This window comes from Sphingobacterium bambusae (assembly GCF_033955345.1).
In the GTDB taxonomy this organism is placed as follows: Bacteria; Bacteroidota; Bacteroidia; order Sphingobacteriales; family Sphingobacteriaceae; genus Sphingobacterium; species Sphingobacterium bambusae.
The window spans coordinates 4892341-4916368 of sequence record NZ_CP138332.1; the positions used below are offsets into that span (position 1 = coordinate 4892341).

Annotated in this window: 17 protein-coding genes; 11 read left to right on the forward strand and 6 right to left on the reverse strand. The window is 44.5% G+C overall.

Going from position 1 to position 24028, the window contains the following annotated elements; translation table 11 throughout:
• Positions 1 to 27: 27 nt before the first annotated feature.
• Genes gap through pfkA form a run of 3 tightly spaced genes read right to left on the reverse strand, consistent with a single transcriptional unit; the run spans position 28 to position 2868 of the window.
• Positions 28 to 1023, reverse strand: a complete 996-nt coding sequence (gene gap, locus SCB77_RS20285) for a type I glyceraldehyde-3-phosphate dehydrogenase (protein ID WP_320183823.1) — start codon at positions 1021 to 1023, stop codon at positions 28 to 30.
• A 4-nt stretch (positions 1024 to 1027) separates the two neighbouring features.
• The gene (locus tag SCB77_RS20290; RefSeq protein WP_320183824.1) at positions 1028 to 1876 is read right to left on the reverse strand and encodes a hypothetical protein; all 849 of its coding nucleotides are present in this window, start codon (positions 1874 to 1876) and stop codon (positions 1028 to 1030) included.
• 8 nt (positions 1877 to 1884) lie between these two features.
• A complete protein-coding gene (pfkA, locus tag SCB77_RS20295; protein WP_320183825.1) occupies positions 1885 to 2868 on the reverse strand; it encodes a 6-phosphofructokinase in 984 nt (327 codons plus the stop codon).
• A 155-nt stretch (positions 2869 to 3023) separates the two neighbouring features.
• On the opposite strand from pfkA, the gene SCB77_RS20300 reads away from it, so the two are divergent.
• The 11 genes from SCB77_RS20300 (at position 3024) to SCB77_RS20350 (ending at position 18224) form a co-directional block, all read left to right on the forward strand.
• Positions 3024 to 3686, forward strand: coding sequence for an NUDIX hydrolase (locus SCB77_RS20300; protein ID WP_320183826.1), 663 nt, complete (start codon positions 3024 to 3026; stop codon positions 3684 to 3686).
• Positions 3687 to 3821: 135 nt separating this feature from the next.
• Positions 3822 to 4427, forward strand: a complete 606-nt coding sequence (locus SCB77_RS20305; RefSeq protein WP_320183827.1) for a TetR/AcrR family transcriptional regulator — start codon at positions 3822 to 3824, stop codon at positions 4425 to 4427.
• 22 nt (positions 4428 to 4449) lie between these two features.
• Complete coding sequence (locus SCB77_RS20310; protein WP_320183828.1) at positions 4450 to 5793, forward strand: TolC family protein; 1344 nt, start codon at positions 4450 to 4452, stop codon at positions 5791 to 5793.
• A gap of 10 nt (positions 5794 to 5803) precedes the next feature.
• Positions 5804 to 6862, forward strand: a complete 1059-nt coding sequence (locus SCB77_RS20315) for an efflux RND transporter periplasmic adaptor subunit (RefSeq protein WP_320183829.1) — start codon at positions 5804 to 5806, stop codon at positions 6860 to 6862.
• A gap of 18 nt (positions 6863 to 6880) precedes the next feature.
• Entirely contained in the window at positions 6881 to 10054 is a 3174-nt protein-coding gene (locus SCB77_RS20320) for an efflux RND transporter permease subunit (RefSeq protein ID WP_320183830.1), read from the forward strand.
• A gap of 210 nt (positions 10055 to 10264) precedes the next feature.
• On the forward strand, positions 10265 to 12994 hold the full coding sequence (locus tag SCB77_RS20325; protein WP_320183831.1) for a TonB-dependent receptor: 2730 nt from the start codon (positions 10265 to 10267) through the stop codon (positions 12992 to 12994).
• A gap of 5 nt (positions 12995 to 12999) precedes the next feature.
• Entirely contained in the window at positions 13000 to 14349 is a 1350-nt protein-coding gene (locus SCB77_RS20330) for a DUF4876 domain-containing protein (protein WP_320183832.1), read from the forward strand.
• 53 nt (positions 14350 to 14402) lie between these two features.
• On the forward strand, positions 14403 to 15929 hold the full coding sequence (locus SCB77_RS20335; protein ID WP_320183833.1) for a DUF6850 family outer membrane beta-barrel protein: 1527 nt from the start codon (positions 14403 to 14405) through the stop codon (positions 15927 to 15929).
• A 60-nt stretch (positions 15930 to 15989) separates the two neighbouring features.
• Positions 15990 to 17108, forward strand: coding sequence for a cytochrome-c peroxidase (locus tag SCB77_RS20340; protein WP_320183834.1), 1119 nt, complete (start codon positions 15990 to 15992; stop codon positions 17106 to 17108).
• Positions 17109 to 17234: 126 nt separating this feature from the next.
• Positions 17235 to 17735: a glutathione peroxidase gene (locus SCB77_RS20345; protein WP_320183835.1), complete on the forward strand. Its 501-nt coding sequence runs from the start codon at positions 17235 to 17237 to the stop codon at positions 17733 to 17735.
• A complete protein-coding gene (locus SCB77_RS20350) occupies positions 17736 to 18224 on the forward strand; it encodes an SRPBCC family protein (RefSeq protein ID WP_320183836.1) in 489 nt (162 codons plus the stop codon). It begins immediately after the preceding gene.
• Between the two features lie 84 nt (positions 18225 to 18308).
• On the opposite strand, the gene SCB77_RS20355 is transcribed toward SCB77_RS20350, so the two are convergent.
• From SCB77_RS20355 to SCB77_RS20365, 3 genes are read right to left on the reverse strand one after another with little or no spacing between them, the layout of a single operon-like run.
• Positions 18309 to 19313, reverse strand: a complete 1005-nt coding sequence (locus tag SCB77_RS20355; RefSeq protein ID WP_320183837.1) for a purple acid phosphatase family protein — start codon at positions 19311 to 19313, stop codon at positions 18309 to 18311.
• Positions 19314 to 19327: 14 nt separating this feature from the next.
• Entirely contained in the window at positions 19328 to 20977 is a 1650-nt protein-coding gene (locus tag SCB77_RS20360) for a RagB/SusD family nutrient uptake outer membrane protein (RefSeq protein ID WP_320183838.1), read from the reverse strand.
• A gap of 16 nt (positions 20978 to 20993) precedes the next feature.
• Positions 20994 to 24020 carry a SusC/RagA family TonB-linked outer membrane protein gene (locus SCB77_RS20365; protein WP_320183839.1) on the reverse strand — a complete coding sequence of 1009 codons (3027 nt, stop codon included), beginning with the start codon at positions 24018 to 24020 and terminating at the stop codon, positions 20994 to 20996.
• Between the last annotated feature and the right edge of the window lie 8 nt (positions 24021 to 24028).

Sequence of the window (24028 nt, forward strand, 5' to 3'; positions counted from 1 at the left end):
TTTATTTTATCGTTTATCGCGTTGCGATTAGAGTTTTGCGATCTCTTGTGCAAGGTCGATAATTTTGTTGGAGTAACCCCACTCGTTATCGTACCAAGATACTACTTTCACAAAGTTGTCGTTCAAAGAGATACCAGCTTTAGCATCGAAGATCGATGTACGTGCATCACCCAAGAAGTCCGTTGAAACAACCTCATCTTCTGTATAACCCAAAATACCTTTCAAGTCGCCTTCAGATGCGTCTTTCATTACTTTCTTGATGTCTTCGTAAGAAGCACCTTTTTCTAAGCGTACAGTTAAGTCAACAACAGAAACGTCAGCTGTAGGAACACGAAGGGACATACCTGTCAATTTTCCTTTCAATTCAGGAAGAACCAAACCTACGGCTTTAGCAGCTCCTGTAGAAGAAGGGATGATGTTTTGGTAAGCACCACGGCCACCTCTCCAGTCTTTCGCTGAAGGTCCGTCAACTGTTTTCTGTGTTGCTGTTACGGCGTGTACTGTTGTCATCAAGCCCTCAACGATACCGAAGTTATCGTTCAATACCTTTGCGATAGGCGCAAGACAGTTCGTTGTACAAGAAGCGTTAGAAACGATAGTATATTCTGCTTTAAGATCTTTATGGTTAACACCCATTACGAAAGTAGGGGTATCATCTTTTGCAGGAGCAGACATAACAACTTTCTTCGCGCCAGCGTCGATGTGTTTTTGAGCCAATTCTTTAGTCAAGAAAAAGCCAGTAGATTCGATGATTACTTCAGCACCTACTTCGTCCCATTTAAGGTCTGCAGGATCTTTCTCTGCCGTGATACGGATTGTTTGTCCGTTAACGATAAGGTTGCCATCTTTTACTTCTACGGTGCCATCAAATCTGCCGTGTGTAGAGTCATATTTAAGCATGTATGCTAAGTAATCAGGCTCTACCAAGTCGTTGATACCAACGATTTCGATATCGCTGCGATTGATTGCTGCTCTAAATGCTAAACGGCCGATACGGCCGAATCCGTTAATTCCAATTTTCATTTTATTAATTTTTATTAATGTAATACTTTACTAGATTTTGAACTGGTTCTTTGATGATTTCCCCAATATTCAATCCATACTCATTACCCAGCTCGCGGAGGGTATCGGCATAATTGCTGGCCACGGATCCCGTAAAATTAAACTGATGGTCAGGATAGGTTTCCGATAGCGGTATCAGGTATGTTTTGATATAGATTTCCAATCCCTTCTTGATGTGCTGTGCAAAGTAGGGCTCCTCACGGTGCTCATATATAAAGTCTGCAAAGCTGGTCAGGAAAAGGTTAGGGTTGGGGTTGTAATAGATACGGTCAAGGATCAATCGGCGGTCAAGGTTGTATCGATGCAGCAGTTTTTCCTGAATGCCCGTAGGCATAGTTTCCGTTAGGAAGTCTTTCAACAATTGCCTGCCCAACCAATTGGTCGATCCCTCGTCGGCAAGGATATAGCCCAAGCCGTAATTATTGGGTAACAACTTCTTGCCATTGTAGTAGGCCGCGTTAGACCCGCTACCGATAATACCGATAATGCCTTTCTCATCGCCGAAGGTAGAAATGGCAGAAGCCAATACATCATGACTCGCCTTCACTTTGGCATTTTTGAAAAACTGAGTGAATACACGTTCGATTTTTTCTTGGCGCTCGGGCGACGAAGCCCCTGCACCGAAGAAATAGATCTTCTTTATTTTTTCGGCATTATTAATAAGGTGTGTGCTCTTGTTCAGTAACTGTAATATGTAGCGATCATCCTGTATGTACGAATTAATGCCCGACGTGCGAAAGCCATGCAACACACGGCTTTTGTCGGCTATTCGCCAATCAGCATACCTCGATCCACTAAAAACTACTACAATCATACTCCTTATTAAATGGCCATAATTTTTGCAATCTCCACAAGGTCTTCGTTCAGTTTAAGTTCCTTCTTGCTCAACGCTTCTTCTAGGGGAGTGGTTACGATTTCCGATCCGCGAACGCCAATCGTCGCACGCGAATTGCCTTTGAGCAACTCCATAACTGCAGAATAGCCCATACGTGTCGCTAACACACGATCGGCACTACTTGGTGCACCACCACGTTGCAAATGCCCTAAGATACTAACTTTTGTGTCAAAATAATCAAATTTTTCTTTCACACGCTTAGCCACATTGGTGGCGCCACCATTCTTATCGCCTTCGGCAACGATCACGATCATCGATGATTTATTGCTATCAGCACCTTGCTCGAGCATTTCGATCAATTCTTCGATAGCGGTGTCTTTTTCCGGTAGTAAGATCGCTTCAGCGCCACCGGCGATGCCTGCGTTGAGGGCAATGCAACCCGAATCGCGGCCCATCACCTCTACGAAAAACAGACGGTTGTGGGAGGCTGCTGTATCGCGTATTTTGTCGATGGCATCAATCACGGTGTTGTTAGCCGTGTCATAGCCAATGGTCAGGTCGGTGCCGTTAAGGTCATTATCGATCGTGCCCGGGATACACATCACAGGGATGTCGTACTCGCGGGAGAAAATTTCCGCTCCTGTGAACGTACCGTCGCCACCAATCGCTACCAACGCGTCGATGCCGGCCGCTTTGACGTTCTCATAGGCCTGTGCACGTCCCTCTGGCGTTCTGAAAGCCATGCAACGTGCCGTTTTTAATATAGTACCTCCTTGTTGGATGATCGAGCTTACCGATGGACTGTCCATATCGAACATCGTATTGTCTATCATACCTTGATAACCGTGGTAAATTCCGGTTACTTTTTTGCCATTGTATATTGCTGTTCTTACAGCTGCACGAATCGCTGCGTTCATGCCTGGCGAATCTCCGCCCGATGTAAAAACACCTATTCTTGTAATTTCTTCCACTCGATGAATCATTTTAGGTATTACGAATATAGTGTGTATTTTTTACACTATTAAATTTTTTTTGCTTTTTTTAGATTATTGTGATATAATTGGGGAATATTGTTAAATGATTTAACAATTCGATTATAAAGAACGCACTTAAATTTGAGATTATTTTGCAGACTCATTTTACGATAGACTGTGTTATCTACAGTTTTAACGATGGAAAGCTACAAGTATTGTTGACGGAGCGTAACGAATATCCTTACAAAGACTGGTGGGCCTTGCCTGGTTTCTTTGTCGAAAGAGGAGAGGAGATGGAAGACGCTGTAAAGCGCATCCTGTATGAGCATACCGGATTAAAGGATATCTTCATGGAGCAGCTTGGTGCATTTGCAGGCGTTAAGCGGCACCCGCAAGGTAGAATTCTGACGGTAGCTTTTTCGACGATCGTAAAATATGAAGACGTGAAGTTTAAGATTAAGCCGATGACTTCTTATATGCGTCAGGCGCAATGGTTCCCTATCGATCAGCTGCCTGAACTGGCATTCGACCATCACCGCATTATCCAACAGAGCCTGCAAAAGTTGAAACACGGCATCAACTATTCGACCGCCATCTACGAATTGCTACCAGAAAAATTTACGCTCACCCAATTGCAACAGGTTTACGAGGCTATACTAGGCAAAGAATTGGATAAACGAAATTTCAGAAAAAAGATTGCTAACGACGGCTTCCTCAAAGAACTGCAAGAAGTGCAAAAAGGGGTTTCCTACCGTGCAGCACGGCTTTACAAATTCGATAAACGCAAATTTCACAAACAGGTTGGCTTAGACTAAACGCAACTAGATTCGTCATCCATTTGTTAATTTCCCGTTAAATTTCAATTCTTTAGGAGTTGATGCTTGGCTGGTCTTTTACTTTTTTATATTTTTGAACGTTTTTAGAAAAAAGTCAGAAAGTATAAAGGTAAAATGGACAATAAGAAGGATCAGATTATTCAAGCGGCCCTCAAACGATTTGCACATTACGGTTTCAATAAAACTACGATGAGCGAGATAGCGGTGGACTTGAATATCACGAAAGCCAATCTATACTACTACTATCCCGACAAAAACGCGTTGATCAAAGATGTGTTGGTGCATATCTCCGAAGACATCCTGCAGAGTCAGTATGCTATCATTGAAGGTTACGACAGTAATTTGGTGGCGGTGTTGCATGCACTACTGGAAAAACGGGCAAACTATCTTCGGGACTACTATGTGCTCCATATCAGCGAAAATCTGGAATGGATAAAAGGGCAGGGTGTAGGTACGGTATTGGAAGAGATGCATGTTAAAGATAAGGAGATGATGACCGTGTTGTTTGAGAAGGCGGTCGCAGCAGGCGAGGTGACGCTAGATAATGTAGCCGAAAATGCAGCCTGTTATATCGAGATCATCAAAGGTCTAAGTCTTATTCGCAGTGTCGCGGATGTACTTTCGGGCATGCCCAATGCATACAATGTCGACGAAATTCTGGATAGCCAAAAGCGTACAACGGAATTTGTTTTCAAAAATAAAATAATCAGCAAAAACTAGTATACAGATAATCTTCTTAAAAATGAAATTCAAATTTTTGAGTGTTATGGCGGTCGGTCTGCTCTTCTCATGGAGCAGGGCCCAAGCTCAGGAGACCTTGACGCTCCAACAAGCAGTCAAATTTGCCTTGGACAATAAAAAAGAGGCGAAAAATGCAAAGCTTGACTTGAGCAATGCCCAATTTCAGATCGATGAAGTGCGCGCTGGCGCATTGCCGCAGATCACCGGTGTTGGCGGATTGACGTACAATCCATTGATTCAACAGAACGTTATTGTGATGGAAGATCCCGCAACAGGTCAATCTACATCGACGGTCATTCAGTTTGGGCAGCCTTGGCAGGCTAATTCAAACCTGCAGGTTAGTCAGCAAATATTTAACCAAGCGCTCTTTACGGGGCTGAAAGCCGCCAATACCACTCGGGAATTTTATCAGATTAATAAAGAGCTTACCGACGAGCAGCTGATCGAGAAGGTTGCGAATGCTTACTATCAAGTGTTTCAATCGCAACTACAGGTTGCTACTGTTCAAAGTAACTTGAACAATACCGAAAAAAACCAACGCGTAATCCAAGGTTTGGTGGATGCTGGGTTGGCGAAGAAAATTGATTTGGATCGTACAACAGTACAGGTCAATAACTTAAAAGCACAACTTCAACAAGCGAAAAACGGGATGGAGATCCAAGAGAATGCGCTCAAGTTTGCGATGGGTATGGAGATTACGACAGATATCGATCTTCCAGATGAAACATTTGCCATTGACGCTGAAGCATTGGAATCGTTACCTATCGATCTTTCTAACCGCACCGAGATACGTGCCTTGGAAAAGCAGGCTGAACTGTTGGAGTTGGACAAGAAAGCAAAGATAGCCGATTACTACCCAACGCTTTCTTTCTCCGGTAACTTAGGCTATATGTCTTTTGCGCAAAGTTTCCCGATCTTTAATAGTAATGCCACGAAGACAGCCTATTCTGCAGTCGGATTGAACTTGTCAATTCCGATTTTTAATGGCGGAAAAACGAAAGCGCAGGTCAACCAAAAGAATGTAGAGATCTTGCGTGCAAAGACAGACTTGGAGGATACCAAATTGGCCTTGGTTATGGCTAGTGAAAATGCACGCACCCAAGTGAAAAATAGCTTGTTGACGATCAACTCCAATCAGGCAAACGTGCAATTAGCGAAGGAAGTTTTAGATAATACCGAAAACAACTATAAAAATGGTCTAGCTACCTTGACGGAGCTTTTAGATGCCGAAAATGCATACGCAGATGCGCAAAATAATCTAAATACCTCTTTGCTAGACTACAAAGTTGCTGAGGTACAGTTAATCAAATCCAAAGGAAATTTAAAATCATTAGTAAACGAATAACTAACTATATATGAAACGTATAATAATTACAGTAATCATCGTGGCCGGCGCTTTGGCAGGTATCATGTTTTTATTGAATAAGAATAAAGCAAAAAATGAAGCACAAACGGCTGTCGTTGCGCAGAAGAATGCTGCAGTCGCTGTACGGGCCGATTTGGCAGATATTCGTGAGGTAAATACGCAGTATATCACTAATGGTTCGTTCTCGCCGAAACAAGAGGTTGTGCTTTCTGCGGAGGCTTCTGGTCGCGTAATTAGGGTTTTGGTGGATGAAGGTGATGCAGTACGTGCAGGACAAACCCTAGCCGTGGTTGATGGCGATAAGCAAAGCGTAGATCTAGCGAATATGCAGGCTAACTATGAGAACGCAAAGGCCGATCTAGCACGCTACGAAAACGCATTCAAAACAGGCGGGGTGACACAGCAACAGCTTGACCAAGCGAAATTGAAGGTAGAAAATGCAAAGAACAGTTTGAAATCTTCACAGCTATCTGCGTCTGATGCCAATATCTCGGCTTCCTTTGCGGGTGTTGTTAATAAAAGAAGCATCGAGCCAGGTACTTACGTGTCGCCAGGTACGCAGATGTTTGAAATCGTCAACGTATCTACCTTAAAATTATTGGTCAACGTGGACGAAAAGAATATCGGTCAGGTAAAAGTGGGGCAATCCGTAAAAGTGGAGTCTACTGTTTTGGCCAATCAACAATTTGATGGTGTGGTGAAGTTTATCGCACCTAAAGCGGATGCTAGCTTGAACTTCCCGGTAGAGCTAGAGATTCGTAACAATGCTTCCAACGATTTGAAAGCAGGTATGTATGGTACAGCTTACTTCGGTGCAGATGCCAAGTCTAGTGTGCTTACTGTACCTCGTACAGCATTTGTTGGTAGTGTAAGCTCCAACCAAATATTTGTGATCAAAGATGGCAAAGTTGTCTTGACGAAAGTGGTTTCGGGAAGAAGCTTCGGCGACTATATCGAGATTGTTTCCGGTTTAGAAAAAGGTACACAGGTTGTTACATCCGGCCAAATCAATCTTTTGGACGGAACTGCAGTGGAAATTATTAAGTAAAAAAGCGAAATCAGTTCGATGAAAATATCTGAAATATCCATAAAAAGGCCAAGTATAATTATCGTACTCTTTATTATACTTACACTTGGTGGTATCTTCTCTTACTCCCAAATGGGGTACGAGTTGGTGCCGAAATTTGAGGTCAACGTAATTAACGTGCAAACGGTATATCCAGGTGCTTCGCCTTCCGAGGTGGAGACGTCGGTCACGAAAGTGATCGAGGATGCCGTCGCCAGTTTGGAGAACGTAAAGAAAATAGAGGCGAAGTCCATGGAATCTGTGTCGATGGTGATGATCCAGCTGAACACAGGTGCGGATGTGAACTTCCTCTTAACGGATGCGCAGCGTAAGATCAATGCCGTAATCAACGAGCTTCCTGACGATGCGGAAACACCTGCATTGTCGAAGTTCTCCATTGATGACGTGCCGATCATGAACCTGTCGATCACGTCTAAATTGACGGAAAAGGAACTATATGATCTATTGGATCAAAAGATTCAGCCTGTGTTCGCGCGTATCAACGGTGTAGCCAAGGTCGATATGGTTGGTGGTGAAGAGCGTGAGATACAGGTGAGCGTAAACCCTAGTAAATTGGAAGGCTATGGTCTATCCATTGTACAGGTGCAGCAAGCGATAGCTTCTGCCAACTTGGACTTTCCTACGGGAAATGTGAAGACCCGCGACAATCAAACGACGCTACGTCTTTCGGGTAAGTTTGCTACGCTAGACGAATTACGTGAACTTCCGTTGAACACGCCTAGTGGTGTGATGATCCGCTTGAGTGATATCGCAGATGTGCAGGACGGTATTAAGGATATCGAAAAGATAGCACGTATCGACCGTCAAAATACCATCATGTTGCAGGTCTACAAACAGTCTGACGCGAACGCGGTGGCGGTGTCGGAACTGGTGCAGAAGATGATGGGCAGCGTAGAGAAGGATTTCGAAGCGCAAGGTGTTAAAGTTGGATTGGCGAACGATACCACAGAATATACGTTGACAGCGGCAGATAACGTGGTGCACGATTTGATGATCGCAATCGGTTTGGTAGCGTTTATCATGTTGTTTTTCTTGCACAGTTTGCGCGACGCGTTTATCGCTGTAGTAGCTATTCCGCTTTCCTTGATCGCGACCTTCATCTTCTTGAACCTATTGGGCTATACGCTGAACTTGATGTCACTATTAGGGCTTTCCCTTGTGGTAGGTATCTTGGTGGATGATGCGATTGTGGTTATCGAGAATATCCACCGCCATATGCAGATGGGTAAAAACAAGGTGCGGGCGGCTTTTGATGGCGCGAAAGAAATCGGTTTCACGGTATCGGCCATTACCTTAGTTATTGTGGTGGTATTCTTACCAATCGCGATGTCTTCGGGCTTGGTGTCTGATATCTTACGTCAATTCTGTGTGACGGTCATGGTTTCTACCTTGTTGTCGTTGTTAGTTTCCTTTACCGTGGTGCCTTGGTTGTACTCCCGTATGGGACAGTTGACGCACTTGGACAACAAAACCTTCTTTGGTCGTATCTTGACCGGATTCGAGGCTGGTTTGACGAAATTGACACACTGGATCTCGGGTATCTTGGAGTGGGCCTTGAAGAACCGTTGGAACAAGGTGATTACCTTGGTGCTATCGCTGGTTCTCCTTATCGCTTCCTTTATGTTGGTAGGCAAAGGCTATATCGGTTCCGATTTCTTCCCGGGCAATGATAAAGGGGAGTTTTACCTGCAGATTGAAATGAACAAGGATGCTTCATTGGAGCAAACCAACTTCATGACCCAAAAGGCAGAGAACTATTTGGCGCAGAAGCCGGAAATCGAGCGTATGATCACGACCGTCGGACAGGCGTCTGATGGAACGATGAGCACCTCGGGAACGAAATATAAAGCGGAAATACATATTATCACCAAAGAAGGCTTTAACCAAGAGAACCCAACGAAGGTTTACTCGGCACAATTGCGCCGGGAAATGGAAGGCGTATTGGTGGGCGCTAAGGTGAAGACGGTGAACATGGGCTTAATGGGGGCTGAACAGGCGCCGTTGATGCTGACGTTGATCGGGTCTTCGCAGGCCGACGCCTTGGAGGCAGCACGCAAGTATGAAGCTATTTTACGCAATATTCCGGGAGCTTCGGAAGTGAAGTTAACATCGGAAGATGGTAATCCAGAGATCAGTGTGAAAGTGGATCGTGATAAGATGAACTCCCTAGGCTTGGATGTATCTACGGTAGGTATGACCATGCAGACGGCATTCTCTGGTAATGATGATACCAAGTTCCGTGCAGGTGATACCGAGTATGACATCAATATCCGTTTTGACGAGATTGGTCGCGGTAACATTGCTGACGTACAGAACCTGAAGTTTATGAATAAGGACGGCCAAGCCATGCGTTTAGAGCAGTTTGCAGATGTATCGTATACTTCGGGTCCGAGTTTATTGGAGCGTCGCGATAAGTCGCCATCGGTATCGGTACAGGCGCAGGTTGTTGGACGTCCATTAGGATCTGTCGCTGCCGACTGGCAAGCAGAATTTGAAAAGGTGCAATTGAAGCCAGGTGTTTCCTACAAATGGGGCGGAAACATGGAAAACCAAGAGGAAGGTTTCGGAACCTTGGGTATCGCATTGTTGGCGTCTATTCTATTGGTTTACCTTGTGATGGTTGCGCTATATGATAGTTTCGTGACTCCATTTGTGGTATTGTTCTCCATTCCGTTGTCGTTCATCGGCGCGCTATTGGCCTTGGCTTTGACCAACCAAACGCTGAATATATTTACCATCTTGGGTATTATTATGCTTATCGGTTTGGTGGCGAAAAATGCGATTATGTTGGTCGACTTTGCTAACCATAAAAAGGATGCAGGTTCAACGACCTACGATGCGCTCATCGCGGCGAACCATGTGCGTTTCCGCCCGATTTTGATGACAACCATCGCGATGGTTATCGGTATGATTCCTATTGCCGTGGCAACAGGTGACGGTGCCGATATGAACCGCGGTTTGGCTATCGTGATCATCGGTGGGTTGCTTTCTTCCTTGTTCCTGACCTTGGTCGTGGTGCCGGTTGTATATTCCATCTTCGATGGATTAGGACGCCGTTTTGGTAAGAAAGAAAAAACACCGTATGCCGAACTTATTACGGCAGACTATGAGAAGAGTGAAGACTATGTGGACGAAATGGAAGTCCAACATTAATATATGATCGCTTAGCTTACCTTAGTAAGCAAAAAACGGGGAGAATGCATACGCATTCTCCCCGTTTTTGTTGTTGGATACAAACAACTTAGCATTGGAGACTGAATATAATTCTTTGCGATATTTTGTCATTTTTTCGCATAAACACGCACGAGGATAGGAATAATTTCTATATTTGTCCTTTATTAATAATTAATCTAAATAAATACTGTGCGTTTAGCCATTATTTTAGTAGGGGTTTTTTGGTCGTTTTTCGCTTACGGACAACGATATCTAGAGGGACAAGTATGGGATGAACATGGGCAACCATTGCCGCTAGCTTCCGTAATCGAATTAAACACACGAGTGACGGTTACGACAGATAAGCAAGGTAGATTTCAGTTGAGAGCAGTTGGGCAGGACTCTATTTTTATAAAAGTGAATTTTATAGGAAAACGCAGCTTCACGCAAAAGTATCCACAATCAGCGCTCGGGCAATTGCAAATCATCCGTTTACAAGATCTTTCTCTTAGACTGGATGAGGTAACTGTTCTACCAACATTTACTAATAGCGGAGAGTCTAATTCATCTATCAGTATAGACCGACAGGCTATCGAACAATTACAGGCATTTAGCTTAGTTGATGTGATGAATTCATTACCTGGAAAAAAGACAGCGCCACTTGATCTCAATACGCTTTCTACCTTAACATTTCGAGGTACTATTGGTGGAAATCACGATTTTAATAATTCGCGAGGTATCGCGATCATCATCGACGATACACGTATATCCAATGACGCGAATATGCAGACGCGTGGTTTGTCTCGTGGGGGCATACCTAGCAGTACAATTACTTCGGATGGTTATAGCGACAGTTACTTTGGAAACCAATCTACTAAAAGCTATGATACGCCTTTTCAAGGGATTGACCTACGTGACATTCCGGTAAATAATATCGAGAAAATAGAAGTAATACAAGGTATCGCGCCTGCTCGTTATGGGGAGGTGACCAATGGCGCGGTGATCATCGATAGACAAGCAGGAAAGAGTCCCTATATAGTTAGCTTCAATATCAACGGTGGTTCTACAAACAGCTCTATAGCAAAAGGTTTTCAGCTTCCAGGAAATTGGGGGGCACTTAATTTCAATGGAAGTTGGGGCTATAGCAATGCAGATCCAAAGGATAAGGTCAAAAGCTTCAATCGTTTTAGTGAAGGGATTGTGTGGACAACAACTACAAAGCGTATGAAAAACACCTTGTCGCTAGACTTTAGTCATCGCAAAGATGACAAAAAACAAGACCCTGATGATGAAACCTTACGTACTTCGCGCTTCAGCAATTTTAAGGTTGGGGTCAGCAACCGATGGAGTTATGCCGTCGACAAACAATTGATGCAACGTATTCAGGTGAACGCAGCAATGTCTTTCGGAAAGCAGGAGTCATATGCGTCTTATGCTATTAATCAAGGTTTACGACCAATTGCCAACATGGATACCAGTGGAATTTATGAAGGTGTCTATCTCAATCAATCGGTGATGACGGAAGAACATATCTTAGGCAAGCCGCGTACCGCTTCGTTATCGATCTCCAGTAACGGCATTTGGAATTGGGCAAATGTGCAACATACGGTGAGTTACGGTGTAAACTACAGCCTATCGAACAATGGAGGCCGCGGTGTCATTTCGGATCCGAACCGACCTCGGTTTGTAGGTACTAATCACCAAAATTTGCGACCATACTCTTTTGAAAATATTCCCGCAGCTCAAAATATCGGCATTTATATGGAAGACCAGTTTAAGTGGATGATCGGATCTCGGGAACTATCAAGCAATTTGGGCTTACGTTTTGATCTTCAAAATGGTTGTGGAACGATTCAACCAAGAATCAATTCGCGCTTAAAATGGAACGAGCGTTGGACTTTCACAGGAGCATTGGGAGTGGCCACTAAAGCACCGTCATTGGCAGACCTATATCCGGGGCCTACTTTTATAGATTACGATTTGATTACGGCTACAACCGGTTCTATTGATCCATCGCTCTACGTGCTCTTCACCGATAAGATAATAGTTGATAATAGTGCTCTCAAACCTGCTAAATCCCTACAGATCGAGCTGGGTGCGACAAGGAAAGATAGATGGATTTCTTCCTCGATGTATGCTTATTTTAAACGGAACTATGATGGTTTCACCGCGCTTAGTAATTTTCGACGTTACGTGTTGCCCAAATTTAACTATTGGCTCAATGAGGAAACAAATAAGTACGAGTATGTTCCTTCGGGCGAAACGCTTGCCGTTGGAGGCTTTTGGGATTATAGTATGACGAATGGTTTACAGTCCGACAGTTATGGAGTGGAGTGGTTTCTCAGTACGCCCCGTATCCCCTTGATACAAACCTCATTTTCATTGAATACCTCATTTACATACACGTACAATAAAAGTGCAACCAATCAAGCTGTAAGTAGAGAAGACCGTATTTACGTAGATGGGGATCGCTACATCAAAACCGTATACTATGAGCCGTTGGAGACGACGGGCACCTTCTTGATGACCAAGTTAAATACGGTTACGCATATACCACGCCTAGGCTTCGTTGTAAATTTCTCCTTGGATCTGAATATTCTTGATAGATCGAGTTCGGTAAGCAGTTCAATACCTATAGCCTATATTGATGACCAGGTATACTATCACGAGCTAGCTGCGGAACAACGTTCGACAGAACCGTTTGCAGGATTAAATCGCCTCTCTAGCGACGCACGTACCGTAAGGGTACCATTTGTGTATGGAACAATCAATATGGGATTAGAAAAGGAAGTAGGTAAAAATATAAGGATTAACATGCGATCCTACAACCTTTTCGATATGCGTCCCTACCGATTGGTCAGACTCAACAATGGACAGGAGCAGGTGTTTAATCCAAATACGAAACCAAGCATTACAATAGGGACAACAATTAAATTTTAGTATATATGAATAGCAAATTTTTATTATTGATGACCATGGTCGTTGCTTTATTAGCATCTTGCCAGAAATCCGATGACAATCGTGTACAACCTGTATCGTTTAATTTGACCGTGAATGCCAAGGAAGGGGAATTTTCTTTTCCTGTCAATAATGCGAGCGTCAAAATAACAAATAAAGCCAGCGGAACAAGTTATACAGCTGTTGCCGAAACCGAAGGAAGAGCACTATTTTCCAGTTTAGTTCCTGGTAGCTACGACTTAACGGTGACCTTGGTTGTACCCGCAGCAACTTATACGCAGATCACAGGAATCGTTACGGAGGAAGATGTGACATTTAATGGTTCGATGGAGGGACTAAACCTTCAGCAGGATACTGATCAATCCATAGATTTAGTCGTCGGTCGTGTAGGCGGTTGGCTATTCAAGCAAATCTACTACGCCGGATCAAATACCACACGTGGAGCCAGCTTCCGTGACGTATTCTTTGAGATCTATAATAATTCTAACACGGTGATGTATGCCGATAGTCTCTACTTCGGGCAGGCTGAAGGTAAGAACAATAACAGCAGCAACGATTATGTGTTGGCCAACTTCCAGTACGACTGGAGTAAGTCACTCAATATTTCAACATCGGCTGGCCTTAATGCTAATACGGATTATATTTATGCCAATAGTATCTTGATGATTCCTAGCGATGGTAGTGGGAAAAAATATCCTGTTGAGCCAGGTACAAGTATCATCATAGCAGCTAATGCCGTAGATCATACCGCTAGTTACCCATTGGCGGATGGTTCGCCTTTGCCGATTACTGATCCTACACTGACGGTAGATTTATCAAAAGCCGACTTCGAAACGTATTTGGCGAGCTACCTCGGAGGGACTCCTTACAGGTTCGATATTGATAATACAAATGTGCCCAATGTAGAGGTTATCTATTTTGTTTCTGGAAACGATATGGTGTTGGATGCAAATGGCAGAGACGCTTTTTTCCTGTTTAAGGTAGATGCTAGTGCTGCACGTGTTAACGATTTACCCAACGTCGCGATCCCTACTGTTCGCGAAATTACGGCAACAACGAATCTGTTCAAGCAAATTCCAGTAAGCTACATTGAAGATGCCGTGGAAGTTCAAAATCCAGTTGATGGATCCCGTGTGCCCAAACGGTTGCCTACGGTATTGGATGCCGTACGCACTCATGTCCCAGGCGGTCGTTATTCAAGCCAATCAATTGTGCGCAAAACATTAAAGACGGTCAACGGAAGACGTATCTTGAAGGATACCAACAATTCTAGCGAAGATTTTGGTGTGCTATTGAAGGCTGATGCAAGCAAATCGGCTTCATCTTTTATTGATTAATAATATTGTCGAGCATGGATAACGTGAACTATGCTCGACATTTCATATTCCTTATGCGGTATCTATTCCTTATCTGTACCTTATTTACTGGATTCTATGTGCACGGGCAGAGCCCAAAAACAGATAGTTTACTATTTACACGAAACGGAGAACATAGGCTTGACTTCCTCTTTCGCGCAACTACGCTAATGTCTGACAGTGCGCGAAGCAATATTGGGACAGCTAGTCTTTTCTTTGATACTGAAAAACGCGACTATCGGACGGCACAGCAGGCACAACATACCAATACAGTGGGTATGGATGCTCGAGGGATCAGTTACCTCGGTGGCAAGATGGTCGTTTCGGGTATTTTCAGTTACCATAAGGTTTGGCAAGATAGCTTGTCCTATAGCCTTTCTGGGCTTGAAGATAATAGCTTGCCCACGTACTACTTCGTCCAAAAGGCGGGTCAGTTTGAACGACAAACTTATCGAGCAAATGCGCACATTGGTCATGAGTTGAGCCAAGATTGGCGTGTAGACGCTGCATTAGATTATACGCACCATTGGGCTACACGATCAATAGATCCGCGGATGGATTTCTACAGCATGGCTTGGTTGTTTAAGCCAAGTCTTAGCTACAATCTGCATATAGGCAAAATTTCCTTGCAGCCTGTTTACGGTAAAGGAACTGCGCAAACCGATATATCCTATAAACATGATCCATACAACTCCGGCGATCAGTATCCTGAATATTATTATGTCAATAATTACGGCTATGGATCAATCGATGCACAAGACTCTATTCCACTACGGCAATATGACCGATACCTGGGATTGCAGTCGGAGGGAGCGATTCGCCTTGATCGTTATGAACTGTGGTGGAATATAGGATATATGCTAAGAAACATTGAAAGTACGCACGATTCTAGGCATCTGGACAATTACTTTGTAGTGCAAACGTTTGATCTCGAGACTTTTCATATGGATTTTCTGCTTTCGCAATTAGGCGATAATGCGGGCAGCTTGCGGTTGGGCTTGGTACATCGCTCCGGCGTGGATGGTGCGTACTACAATGGACAGAATTATTTTCTAACACAATGGGAGGGGAGTCTGTCGCTATCCAAAACGGTACAACAAGCGTCAACGTGGCCCAAAGAATTTGGGATAGATTTAAAAATGGCTTACGATGAGCGCGATGATGCGGCTTCCAGTCACTATGCGGAGAGAGTAGGGCTTGATATTGCCTTACCTATTTCTATTGCAAAACGATGGAGAAGCCAAAGAAGTGTTCGGTGGCAGGTTGCACCCGCCATACGTATTCCCTTACGAAATACCCTGGATATCCCTGTGACACAGGTTAATCATTTTTCAACGGGAATTGCTTACCCTGAGTTTTATTACTATTCTGTGAAATCGGTAAATTTGCAATCTCGAATTACATTCTTAACGAGGTCTCTTTGGAAAAATACACCTGTAGGATTTTTTGCCTTGGGTGATTTTACCAAGCCTTTTGGCTTCAAAGGCGAGCTTTACGGTAATAGCCTGCGTTATACGGGTAGTAACTTACGCCTACGGATTGGCGTCAATTTTTATTTGTAGTTTTATTCGCTTGAGAGAAGAGAGGCGATAAAATGAGTGTTTTTTTGAATGACTTCAGTGATGAGAAAATGTGTTGTTTTACTGTTGATAGCTTTTGTAATACTGCTATCATCTTTTTTCACTAATCGAGATCAGCAACTTAGAGCGCTGTACGAACGTCCGGTAGCAGCTTGGCCGAAACCCGACATCGATTCCGGAGTACGTTGGCAGGAATTCAGTGCTCTGCCAAAAGTAGATAGCAATTATTTCGAACTAATGGAGTCGCCGCAAGTGGTATTGGGTAAATATCTTTTCTTTGACCCAATTTTGTCAGGGTCGAATCAAATATCTTGCAGCTCATGCCATAATCCACAAACATCTTGGGCCGATAAACTGACCGTACCCGTGGGCAACGATCATTTAGAAGGAACGCGCAATACACCATCCCTGTTGAATGTGTATGCTAAAACTACACTGTTTTGGGACGGCCGAGCAACTTCCTTGGAAGAGCAGGCTTTATCGCCCATAGAAGCACATCATGAAATGAACATGAAGCTCACTGCCCTTGTTCCCAAATTGAAGGCTATAGCGGGCTACCGTGAGCTTTTCGAAAAAGCGTATGGGGATCCTGACTTTTCTATGCCCGAAATCATGCAGGCTTTGGGAGCATTCCAGCGTACGCTAAAAAGTCGGCGTAGTCGATTCGATGAATTTTTGGACGGGAATTACAGTAGTCTTTCTGATCAAGAGCTACGTGGTATGCACCTGTTTCGTACCAAAGCGCGTTGTATGAATTGCCATAATGGTAAATTTTTTACTGACGATGAATTTCACAATATTGGATTAACTTACTACAAAAGGAAATATCAGGATTTAGGACGTTATGAGTTCACCAAGAATCCCGTAGATGTCGGCAAGTTTCGCACACCCTCTCTGCGCGACGTTATGAACACAGATCCCTGGATGCATAATGGCCTCTTTTGGAACATGACGGGACTGCTAAATATGTATAACAGCGGTATGCAGATGAATTCGGCGACGCCCGAGCAAAAGGCTGCTGATCCGTTGTATCCAGTTACCGATCCGCTTATGCGTAAGTTAAATCTCAGTAAAGCAGAAATCCAAGACTTAGAAGCTTTCCTCCATGCTATAACTGCCACCAAATACCGAATGCATAGACCGGAGAAGTTACCACGATAAAAGCTTTGAGCTTTTTCTACGTTCAAGTGGTAAGTTTAAAAATGGCGGTTTCAAACTTCGTTAATAGTATTGACAAATTTCTTCAGAAAATACAATCATCGTATATTTGTTTAAACGCAAAAAGCTATGAGTACATCTGAAACATCTCCATTTTACGATTTGTCTGCCCGCACTCCTGCAGGGAAGGAGCTTTCCATGATTGATTTCAAGGGCAAGGTGCTGCTTGTGGTCAACACGGCTACACGTTGTGGACTTGCGCCGCAGTTTGATGGGCTTGAGCGGCTTCATCAACAGTATAAGGATCAGGGGTTGGTGATCTTGGGCTTTCCCTGCGACCAGTTTGCGGGGCAAGAGCCAGAGCGGAATGAAGACATGGAGCAGTTTTGTAAGGTGAACCATGGCGTTACCTTTCAGCTAACGGAGAAGTGCGACGTGAATGGTGCCCATACGCATCCAATCTTCGCTTATTTAAAAAAGGAATTGGGCGGTCTGTTTGGACGCCGCATCAAGTGGAATTTTACGAAGTTTGTCGTCGATAAGCAGGGGCGACCTGTAAAACGCTTTGCACCGATCAGCAAGCCAGAGGCAATGGAATCTTTAATTCAGAAACTACTAGCGAAAGGATAAATGCAAACCATCCGCCTGCAAACGTTTATAAAGGCAAAGGCAGAACTTGTGTTCGACCTTTCTCGTGATATCGATTTGCATAAGCAGTCTGCTGTGGGAACAAACGAGACCGCTGTTGCTGGAAAAACCGAAGGGTTGCTTGCACTTGGCGAGACGGTTACTTGGCGAGCTAATCATTTTGGTCTGTTTCATCGGCTCACCGTTCAGATAACGGAGATGGAAAGACCGCTGCGGTTTACCGATGTGATGCTCAAGGGGCCATTTAAGTCCATGCAGCATCAGCATCTTTTTTCAGACGTAGATGACGGCACTTGGATGTACGATGTATTTTCCTTCGAAGCTCCTTTTGGTTACTTAGGGCGTTTTGTCGAGCTGTTGTTTTTAAGCAGCTATATGACAGCATTCTTAAAAAAGAGAAATGAGATTTTAAAAGCGGTTGCAGAATCAATGGCATTATCTTCTGACGACCAGAATTATCCAAATAAATGACTTTCCCTTGTGATTCCATTTTCTTCCTAAACAACAAAAGGACATCGGCATAGATGTCCTTTTGTTGTTTATGCTTTTTAAGCCTTATTTTTTTGGAACAATCGTTTGGTAGACGACCGATCCTTCATGATCTATGCACTGCACGCTAAGCTGCGTCTTGTTGATGGCAAAGTACATAAAGCCATAGCTCGATGCCTCAAAGCGGCTGTAGGCCAAGCCCTTTTTTACAGGTGTCACCTCCGAGCCACTGCCGGAGATAAACTGTTGAAACGACTTGTCGCTAACCTTCAGATGCTGCATGGAATGCTCGTGGCCGGAAAGGTAAACCGGGATTTCGTGTTTCTGCAAAATAGGCTCTAATACTTTCCGTACAGCAAGGGTATCATAGTTCTCCGTGCGTGGTCCTGCCGTATAGATAGGGTGGTGGCCTACTACAATTTTCCATTGCGCACTAGAATCGGTCAAAAGCTTGTCGAGCCAGGCTAGTTGTTTCTCGGGCTGTTGTCCCGCCACATGAGGGCCGTACTCGCTGTTTTTGTAAAATTCAGGAATAAGCGGATTGGTGTCGATAAAGGCCATCAACACTTCGCCTTGTTCTCTTAGCTTAAAGGTTTTGCTATAGTATCGCGCTGGCATTTTCCAACGACGACTGATGGCACTATACCGCACTTGCGCATCGGGATCTGATTTATAGTCGTGGTTGCCGAGGATCGGATACCAGTCCCATTGCAAGGAAAAGTCGGTATAAACGTTTTCAAAGGAATAATGCCAAAGTGGATCGTGCTCGCTAATCACCCCTGATGGGTAAAAATTGTCGCCGGTGGATATGATAAAATCATTGGGATGGTTTGCCGTCCATTTACCCATTTGCTGCGCCACTTGCACTTGGTGGTCGGCACCATTACGTCCCCAGTCGCCTATAGCGACAAAATGTAGATCATATTCATCTTTTAGGGATGCTCGGCTGTTCAGGTCTTCACTTTCGATCATCGTTGGCCGCGAGGATGCTGCGAGAGCCATTGGTACAGCGGATAAACCAGCACCCAAGGCTGTGCCTAGGGTGCTTTTCATAAAATCTCTTCTTTTCATGTGCTGCTGATACTTTAGTAGCCCCTGTTTTGAGTCCAGTTCGTGTTGACATTCATCACATCTCGAGGGATAGGGAAGATTCTCCGGAAGCGCTCGGAAGTTCCCGCAGGATAGAGGGATTTAAACCCCCAGTCTTCTTCAAACTTGCCAAACCGAATTAAATCATTCCTGCGCCAAGATTCATCAGCAAATTCGCGGGCACGCTCGTCCAAAAGATCGGCAAGTGTCGGCTCTGTTGTTAACAAAGGCGCATTCACGTAACTGCGGATTTGATTGATAAGTGACCTTGCAGTTTCGCCATTACTAGCTGTTCCTCCGCGGAGGATGGCTTCCGCTTTCATCAGCAGTACATCTGCATATCTGAAAATAGGTACATCGTTGCTTTGACTACGTTGGTTGGCCGCAGTGACATTAACATCCATATAGAATTTTACCGAGCGGTAACCCATAGAACGTCCTTTTTGGTCGTTCCCAGCATTGAGTGTTGCTGCTCCATCTGGCCGTAGGGTAATATCTTTGGTTGTTTCCATTTGCCAATTAAAAGTAACATCTGCATCACTACCATTATAGTCCTGATCTATTCCCTTTTTAGAAGTACGGATAAGAAAAGGGCGACTTAGATCCGGAGCATAGTCCGCCCAATAATATTGCAGTCCACCCATATAGGCATTATTGCGCTCGTCTCCTGCAAGATTGAACTTGGCAAGAAATGCAGGTAACACGCGCAAGGTTCCGCCCACACTTTGTGGCAGTGCTGCAAATTGATTTTGCCCGCTGCGGTGTATCCAATACCGGGCGTAAGTCATTCCCTGTTGCTTTTCGCGGTCAAATGGCATGGCAAAAATAAAATCCTTAATTTGTGGACCATTATCTGGGCGGAATTTCTCTAAAAATTTATGACTTGTTAGATTGAACTGTCCAGACGCGATCACATCATCACACATCGCAATCACTTGATTCAATTTTTCGTTAGTCATTGAGGGCGTATAGCTAGCTACATCTTCTGTGTTGTAAACAGACCAATTCAGATAGAGCTTTGCCAGTAATGCATCGGCCATAAAGCGTGTGGCCTTACCATAGGTTGCTGTTGACACCTCTGCAGGAAGACGCTCTCTAACGGCTAGAAGCTCTGATTCAATGAAGCTACAGATTTCCGCCCTCGACGTTCTGTTCGGTATACGATCTACCTTGCCCGTAATAAGCGGAGCCGCACCGAAATTATCCATTAATATAAAGTAAAAGTAGGCGCGCATGGCACGCATCGGAGCTGATTTTTCGCTCTCATCATCGCCAAAAATGGTCAATACATTGTTTGAAAGGTTTATGCCCGTCATGGCGGCGTTCCACATGCCCGGTAAAATGGCGTTGTCTGGTGTCCAGTTGTGCACATGTAGTTCACGGAATCGCCCGCCGTCGTAATAGTCTGTCCCAAGGGCTAGGCTGACGGCTTCGTCAGAAGATAATGTTTGTACCATCCAATGGTTGTAGCCTATTGCCCCCCGATATGCGGCATATACATCAGCAGAAATAGCCTCAGCTGCGCGTTCGGTGTTTGGGAATTCGGTGTATTGAGACTTGATATCCACGTCCAAGTCGGTACATGAAGCGACTGTACCAGCCAAAATGGACGCAGCGAGTAGTCGAAGAAATATTGTTGATTTCATGAGTTTTTAGCAATTTTTATAGGTTGAAATTTAATCCGAACATGACAGTTCTCGTACGTGGGTAGGTTTGACGGTTATCAACGCCTGGGGTTAAGCCACCTAGATCGATCTCGGGATCGATTCCTTTGTAGTTCGTCAGTACGAAGACGTTGTTCATCGTTGCATACAGTCTAACGTTTTTAAACTGCTTGCCGAGATTGCGGAAATTGTAGGAGAGACTTAAGTTGGCCAGACGTAGATAGTCACCACTTTCAAGATAGCGATCAGATAAATAGTGAGCATTGATATCTGTTGCTCTTTCGGTATCGACAACACTTGCCAATAAGTTCTTTTGTCCTGCATTACCCACAACGTTGGAATGTCTTGCCCGAGTGGCATTCATGACCTGATGTCCGAATACACCTTGAAACATGGCTGTCAATGCAAAATTTTTGTAACGGAGATTGTTGTTCCATCCCAAAGTAAACTTTGGCTGTGCACTTCCCGTCACTGTTCTGTCCTTGTTGACCGGCGTGATGGTGGTTTCACCTGTACGCTGTCCTGTTTGTGCATCGCGAACAAAGAAGGTTGATACACCATTTTCATTGTATCCGGCCCATTCCCACGTATAGAATTGCCCAATAGGAGCTCCTTCCATCAATCGCTGTTGAAAAGCATTGCTTTGTCCAGCGCCACCTAGATCGGCAAGGTCAACGTATCCAGTAGAAAATTCTTGGTTGGTAATGCGTGTAACTACATTTTTGTTGTGCGAAGCGACGATTCCGCTAGTCCATTCAAAATGCTCAGATTTAACCGGCACGACGTTTAAGGTAAGCTCGACCCCTTTATTGTTGATCTCACCGACGTTGGCCGTCAAGGAGCCGTAGAGATATTTCGTTGTGGAAACGGCATAGTCGTAAATCAGGTCAGTGGTATTCTTGTCGTAAAACTCTACTGTACCGCTTAATCGATTGTTCAGGAGGGCAAAGTCAATACCTAAGTTCAACATACCTGTCCGTTCCCAACGTAAGTCCGGATTCGAATTGCGAAGTGCAGCTAAGGTACGGAGGTCGTTGCCAAAAGCATCGGTATAGAAACTAGACGTGGCGCCGTATACTTGGCGTGACGTAAACACATCAAATCCCAATGAGTTTCCACTGACGCCGTAGCCAGCGCGCAACTTAAGGTCGTCAAATAAACCTAGATCACGTACGAATGCTTCCTCCGATAAACGCCAAGCAGCAGATACTGATGGGAATGTTGCCCATCGGTTATTTGCGCCAAAGGCGGATGATCCATCACGCCTTACTGTAGCTTGAAAGAGGTACTTACTATCATAAGCATAATTTAGGCGTCCGTATACGGATATCATCCTTAACGTGGAAAGGTAGTAATTGCCGAAGCCGAGAAGATCAACAACATTGGCCATTCCGGGATTGTAGTAGCTCAGCCCATCATCGTAGTAATCTGAAGTAGTCAGCTGAAAGCCGTCGTTATTATTGTTTTCTTCCCATGAATAGCCAGTTAGAGCAGACACTTTATGTCTTCCAAAAAATGTCTTGTCGTAGCTGAGGTTCATCTCCATCACCTTGCGTTCGTCTTCTACTGATGCACGAATCGATTTACCGTTTTGATTTCGTGCTGCCATGGAAAGGCTCGTGTAGTACTGTGCATTGTTATACTGTCTGTTTTGTAAGGACAGATCGATATTGTAGGTTAAGCTCGGTAGAATTTCGTAGCCAACTTTTGCGTGTGCTTGGATGACTTTGGTTTTCGAAAAGTTTGTGTTTTCTTCAATCAGCGATACCGGATTGACGTATTGCGAGCGATCTGTTTTTTCGAACCAACTGCCATCTTCTTGCCGAATAGGGGAAACCGGTAGGTAATAGTACATCGCATCATATACGCTGAGCCCATCGCCTAACGCCAATACATCATTTTGCTTGGTTATGCTGGTGTTAACATTGAACGAAGCGGTGAGCTTGTCCTCCAAAGCTTTTGTTTGTACAAAACCACGTCCGATTTGGCGTCCCATGTCGGTGCCTTTGATCACACCATTGTTTTGCAATGTATTTAAACTTGCACTGTATTGCGTCTTTTCTGTTCCTCCGATCAGCGACACGTTATGGTTCGTGGATATTCCCCGCCGTTCTACTTCCTTTTGCCAGTCTGTATCTGCTCCTAGATCATCCGTCGGTTCCATAGAAAAACCGTTTTGATCAATGAAATTGCGGTATTGTTCGCCATTCATCATTTGGTAGCGCTTGGCGACGTTGTCCAATGCTAAATAGCCATTGTAAGAAATCGAGGATTGCCCAGCCTTACCGCGTTTCGTGGTAACAATGATCACACCGTTAGCCGCTTTTGATCCATAGATCGCTGTGGCCGATGCATCACGAAGTACGTCAATGCTCTCGATGTCATCTGGTGCTACCAAGGTAAGTGATGCTCCCGGAACGCCATCGATAACGTAGTAAGGTTCCATCGCTTCTCCAGAGCGGAGTGTCGATGCCCCTCGAAGGCTAACCGATGGACGTGCATTTGGATTACTGTTATTGGTCGAAATGGTCAAACCGGGGACTTTGCCTTGCAACATTTGGGCAGGGGAAGATAATACCCCTACGTTCATGTCCTCTGCTTTCACCGTTGTGATCGAACTGGTTACATCTTTTCTTGCGATACGTCCATAACCAATAACAACCTCTTCGAGTGCGGTGCTAAGAGGCAATAGTTTAACACTTAAGGCCAACGGTTTGCCCGCTTGCACGTTGTAGCCAGCGAGCGTGTCGGGCTGAAAGCCTACATAGCTAAAGATAAACTGGTAGGGACCACCTTCGGGTAGGTTGCTGAAGGAGAAGAGCCCTTTATCGCTGGAGCTGGTGGCAAAGCTTTTGCCCGTAGCGCCATGCACGGCCTTGATACTTACGCCCGACAAAAATTCGCCGGATTCATTTTGCGTGGCGCCTTTTACCTGCTCCTGTTGTGCCTGCGCTTGCGAGAGGCCGGCCGTGAGCAAAGCGAAGAAAAGTACGCTTTTTCTTAATTGAGACGGTTTGTTAAACATGGGTTGTT

Bases quoted from the DNA above. Each gene is read 5' to 3' on its own strand.
- SCB77_RS20360 (WP_320183838.1), bottom strand. From the start codon at position 20,977: ATGAAATCAACAATATTTCTTCGACTACTCGCTGCGTCCATTTTGGCT.
- SCB77_RS20315 (WP_320183829.1), top strand. From the start codon at position 5,804: ATGAAACGTATAATAATTACAGTAATCATCGTGGCCGGCGCTTTGGCA.
- SCB77_RS20365 (WP_320183839.1), bottom strand. From the start codon at position 24,020: ATGTTTAACAAACCGTCTCAATTAAGAAAAAGCGTACTTTTCTTCGCT.
- SCB77_RS20345 (WP_320183835.1), top strand. From the start codon at position 17,235: ATGAGTACATCTGAAACATCTCCATTTTACGATTTGTCTGCCCGCACT.
- SCB77_RS20335 (WP_320183833.1), top strand. From the start codon at position 14,403: ATGCGGTATCTATTCCTTATCTGTACCTTATTTACTGGATTCTATGTG.
- SCB77_RS20350 (WP_320183836.1), top strand. From the start codon at position 17,736: ATGCAAACCATCCGCCTGCAAACGTTTATAAAGGCAAAGGCAGAACTT.
- SCB77_RS20310 (WP_320183828.1), top strand. From the start codon at position 4,450: ATGAAATTCAAATTTTTGAGTGTTATGGCGGTCGGTCTGCTCTTCTCA.
- SCB77_RS20330 (WP_320183832.1), top strand. From the start codon at position 13,000: ATGAATAGCAAATTTTTATTATTGATGACCATGGTCGTTGCTTTATTA.
- gap (WP_320183823.1), bottom strand. From the start codon at position 1,023: ATGAAAATTGGAATTAACGGATTCGGCCGTATCGGCCGTTTAGCATTT.
- SCB77_RS20320 (WP_320183830.1), top strand. From the start codon at position 6,881: ATGAAAATATCTGAAATATCCATAAAAAGGCCAAGTATAATTATCGTA.
- SCB77_RS20340 (WP_320183834.1), top strand. From the start codon at position 15,990: ATGAGAAAATGTGTTGTTTTACTGTTGATAGCTTTTGTAATACTGCTA.
- SCB77_RS20355 (WP_320183837.1), bottom strand. From the start codon at position 19,313: ATGAAAAGAAGAGATTTTATGAAAAGCACCCTAGGCACAGCCTTGGGT.
- SCB77_RS20290 (WP_320183824.1), bottom strand. From the start codon at position 1,876: ATGATTGTAGTAGTTTTTAGTGGATCGAGGTATGCTGATTGGCGAATA.
- SCB77_RS20305 (WP_320183827.1), top strand. From the start codon at position 3,822: ATGGACAATAAGAAGGATCAGATTATTCAAGCGGCCCTCAAACGATTT.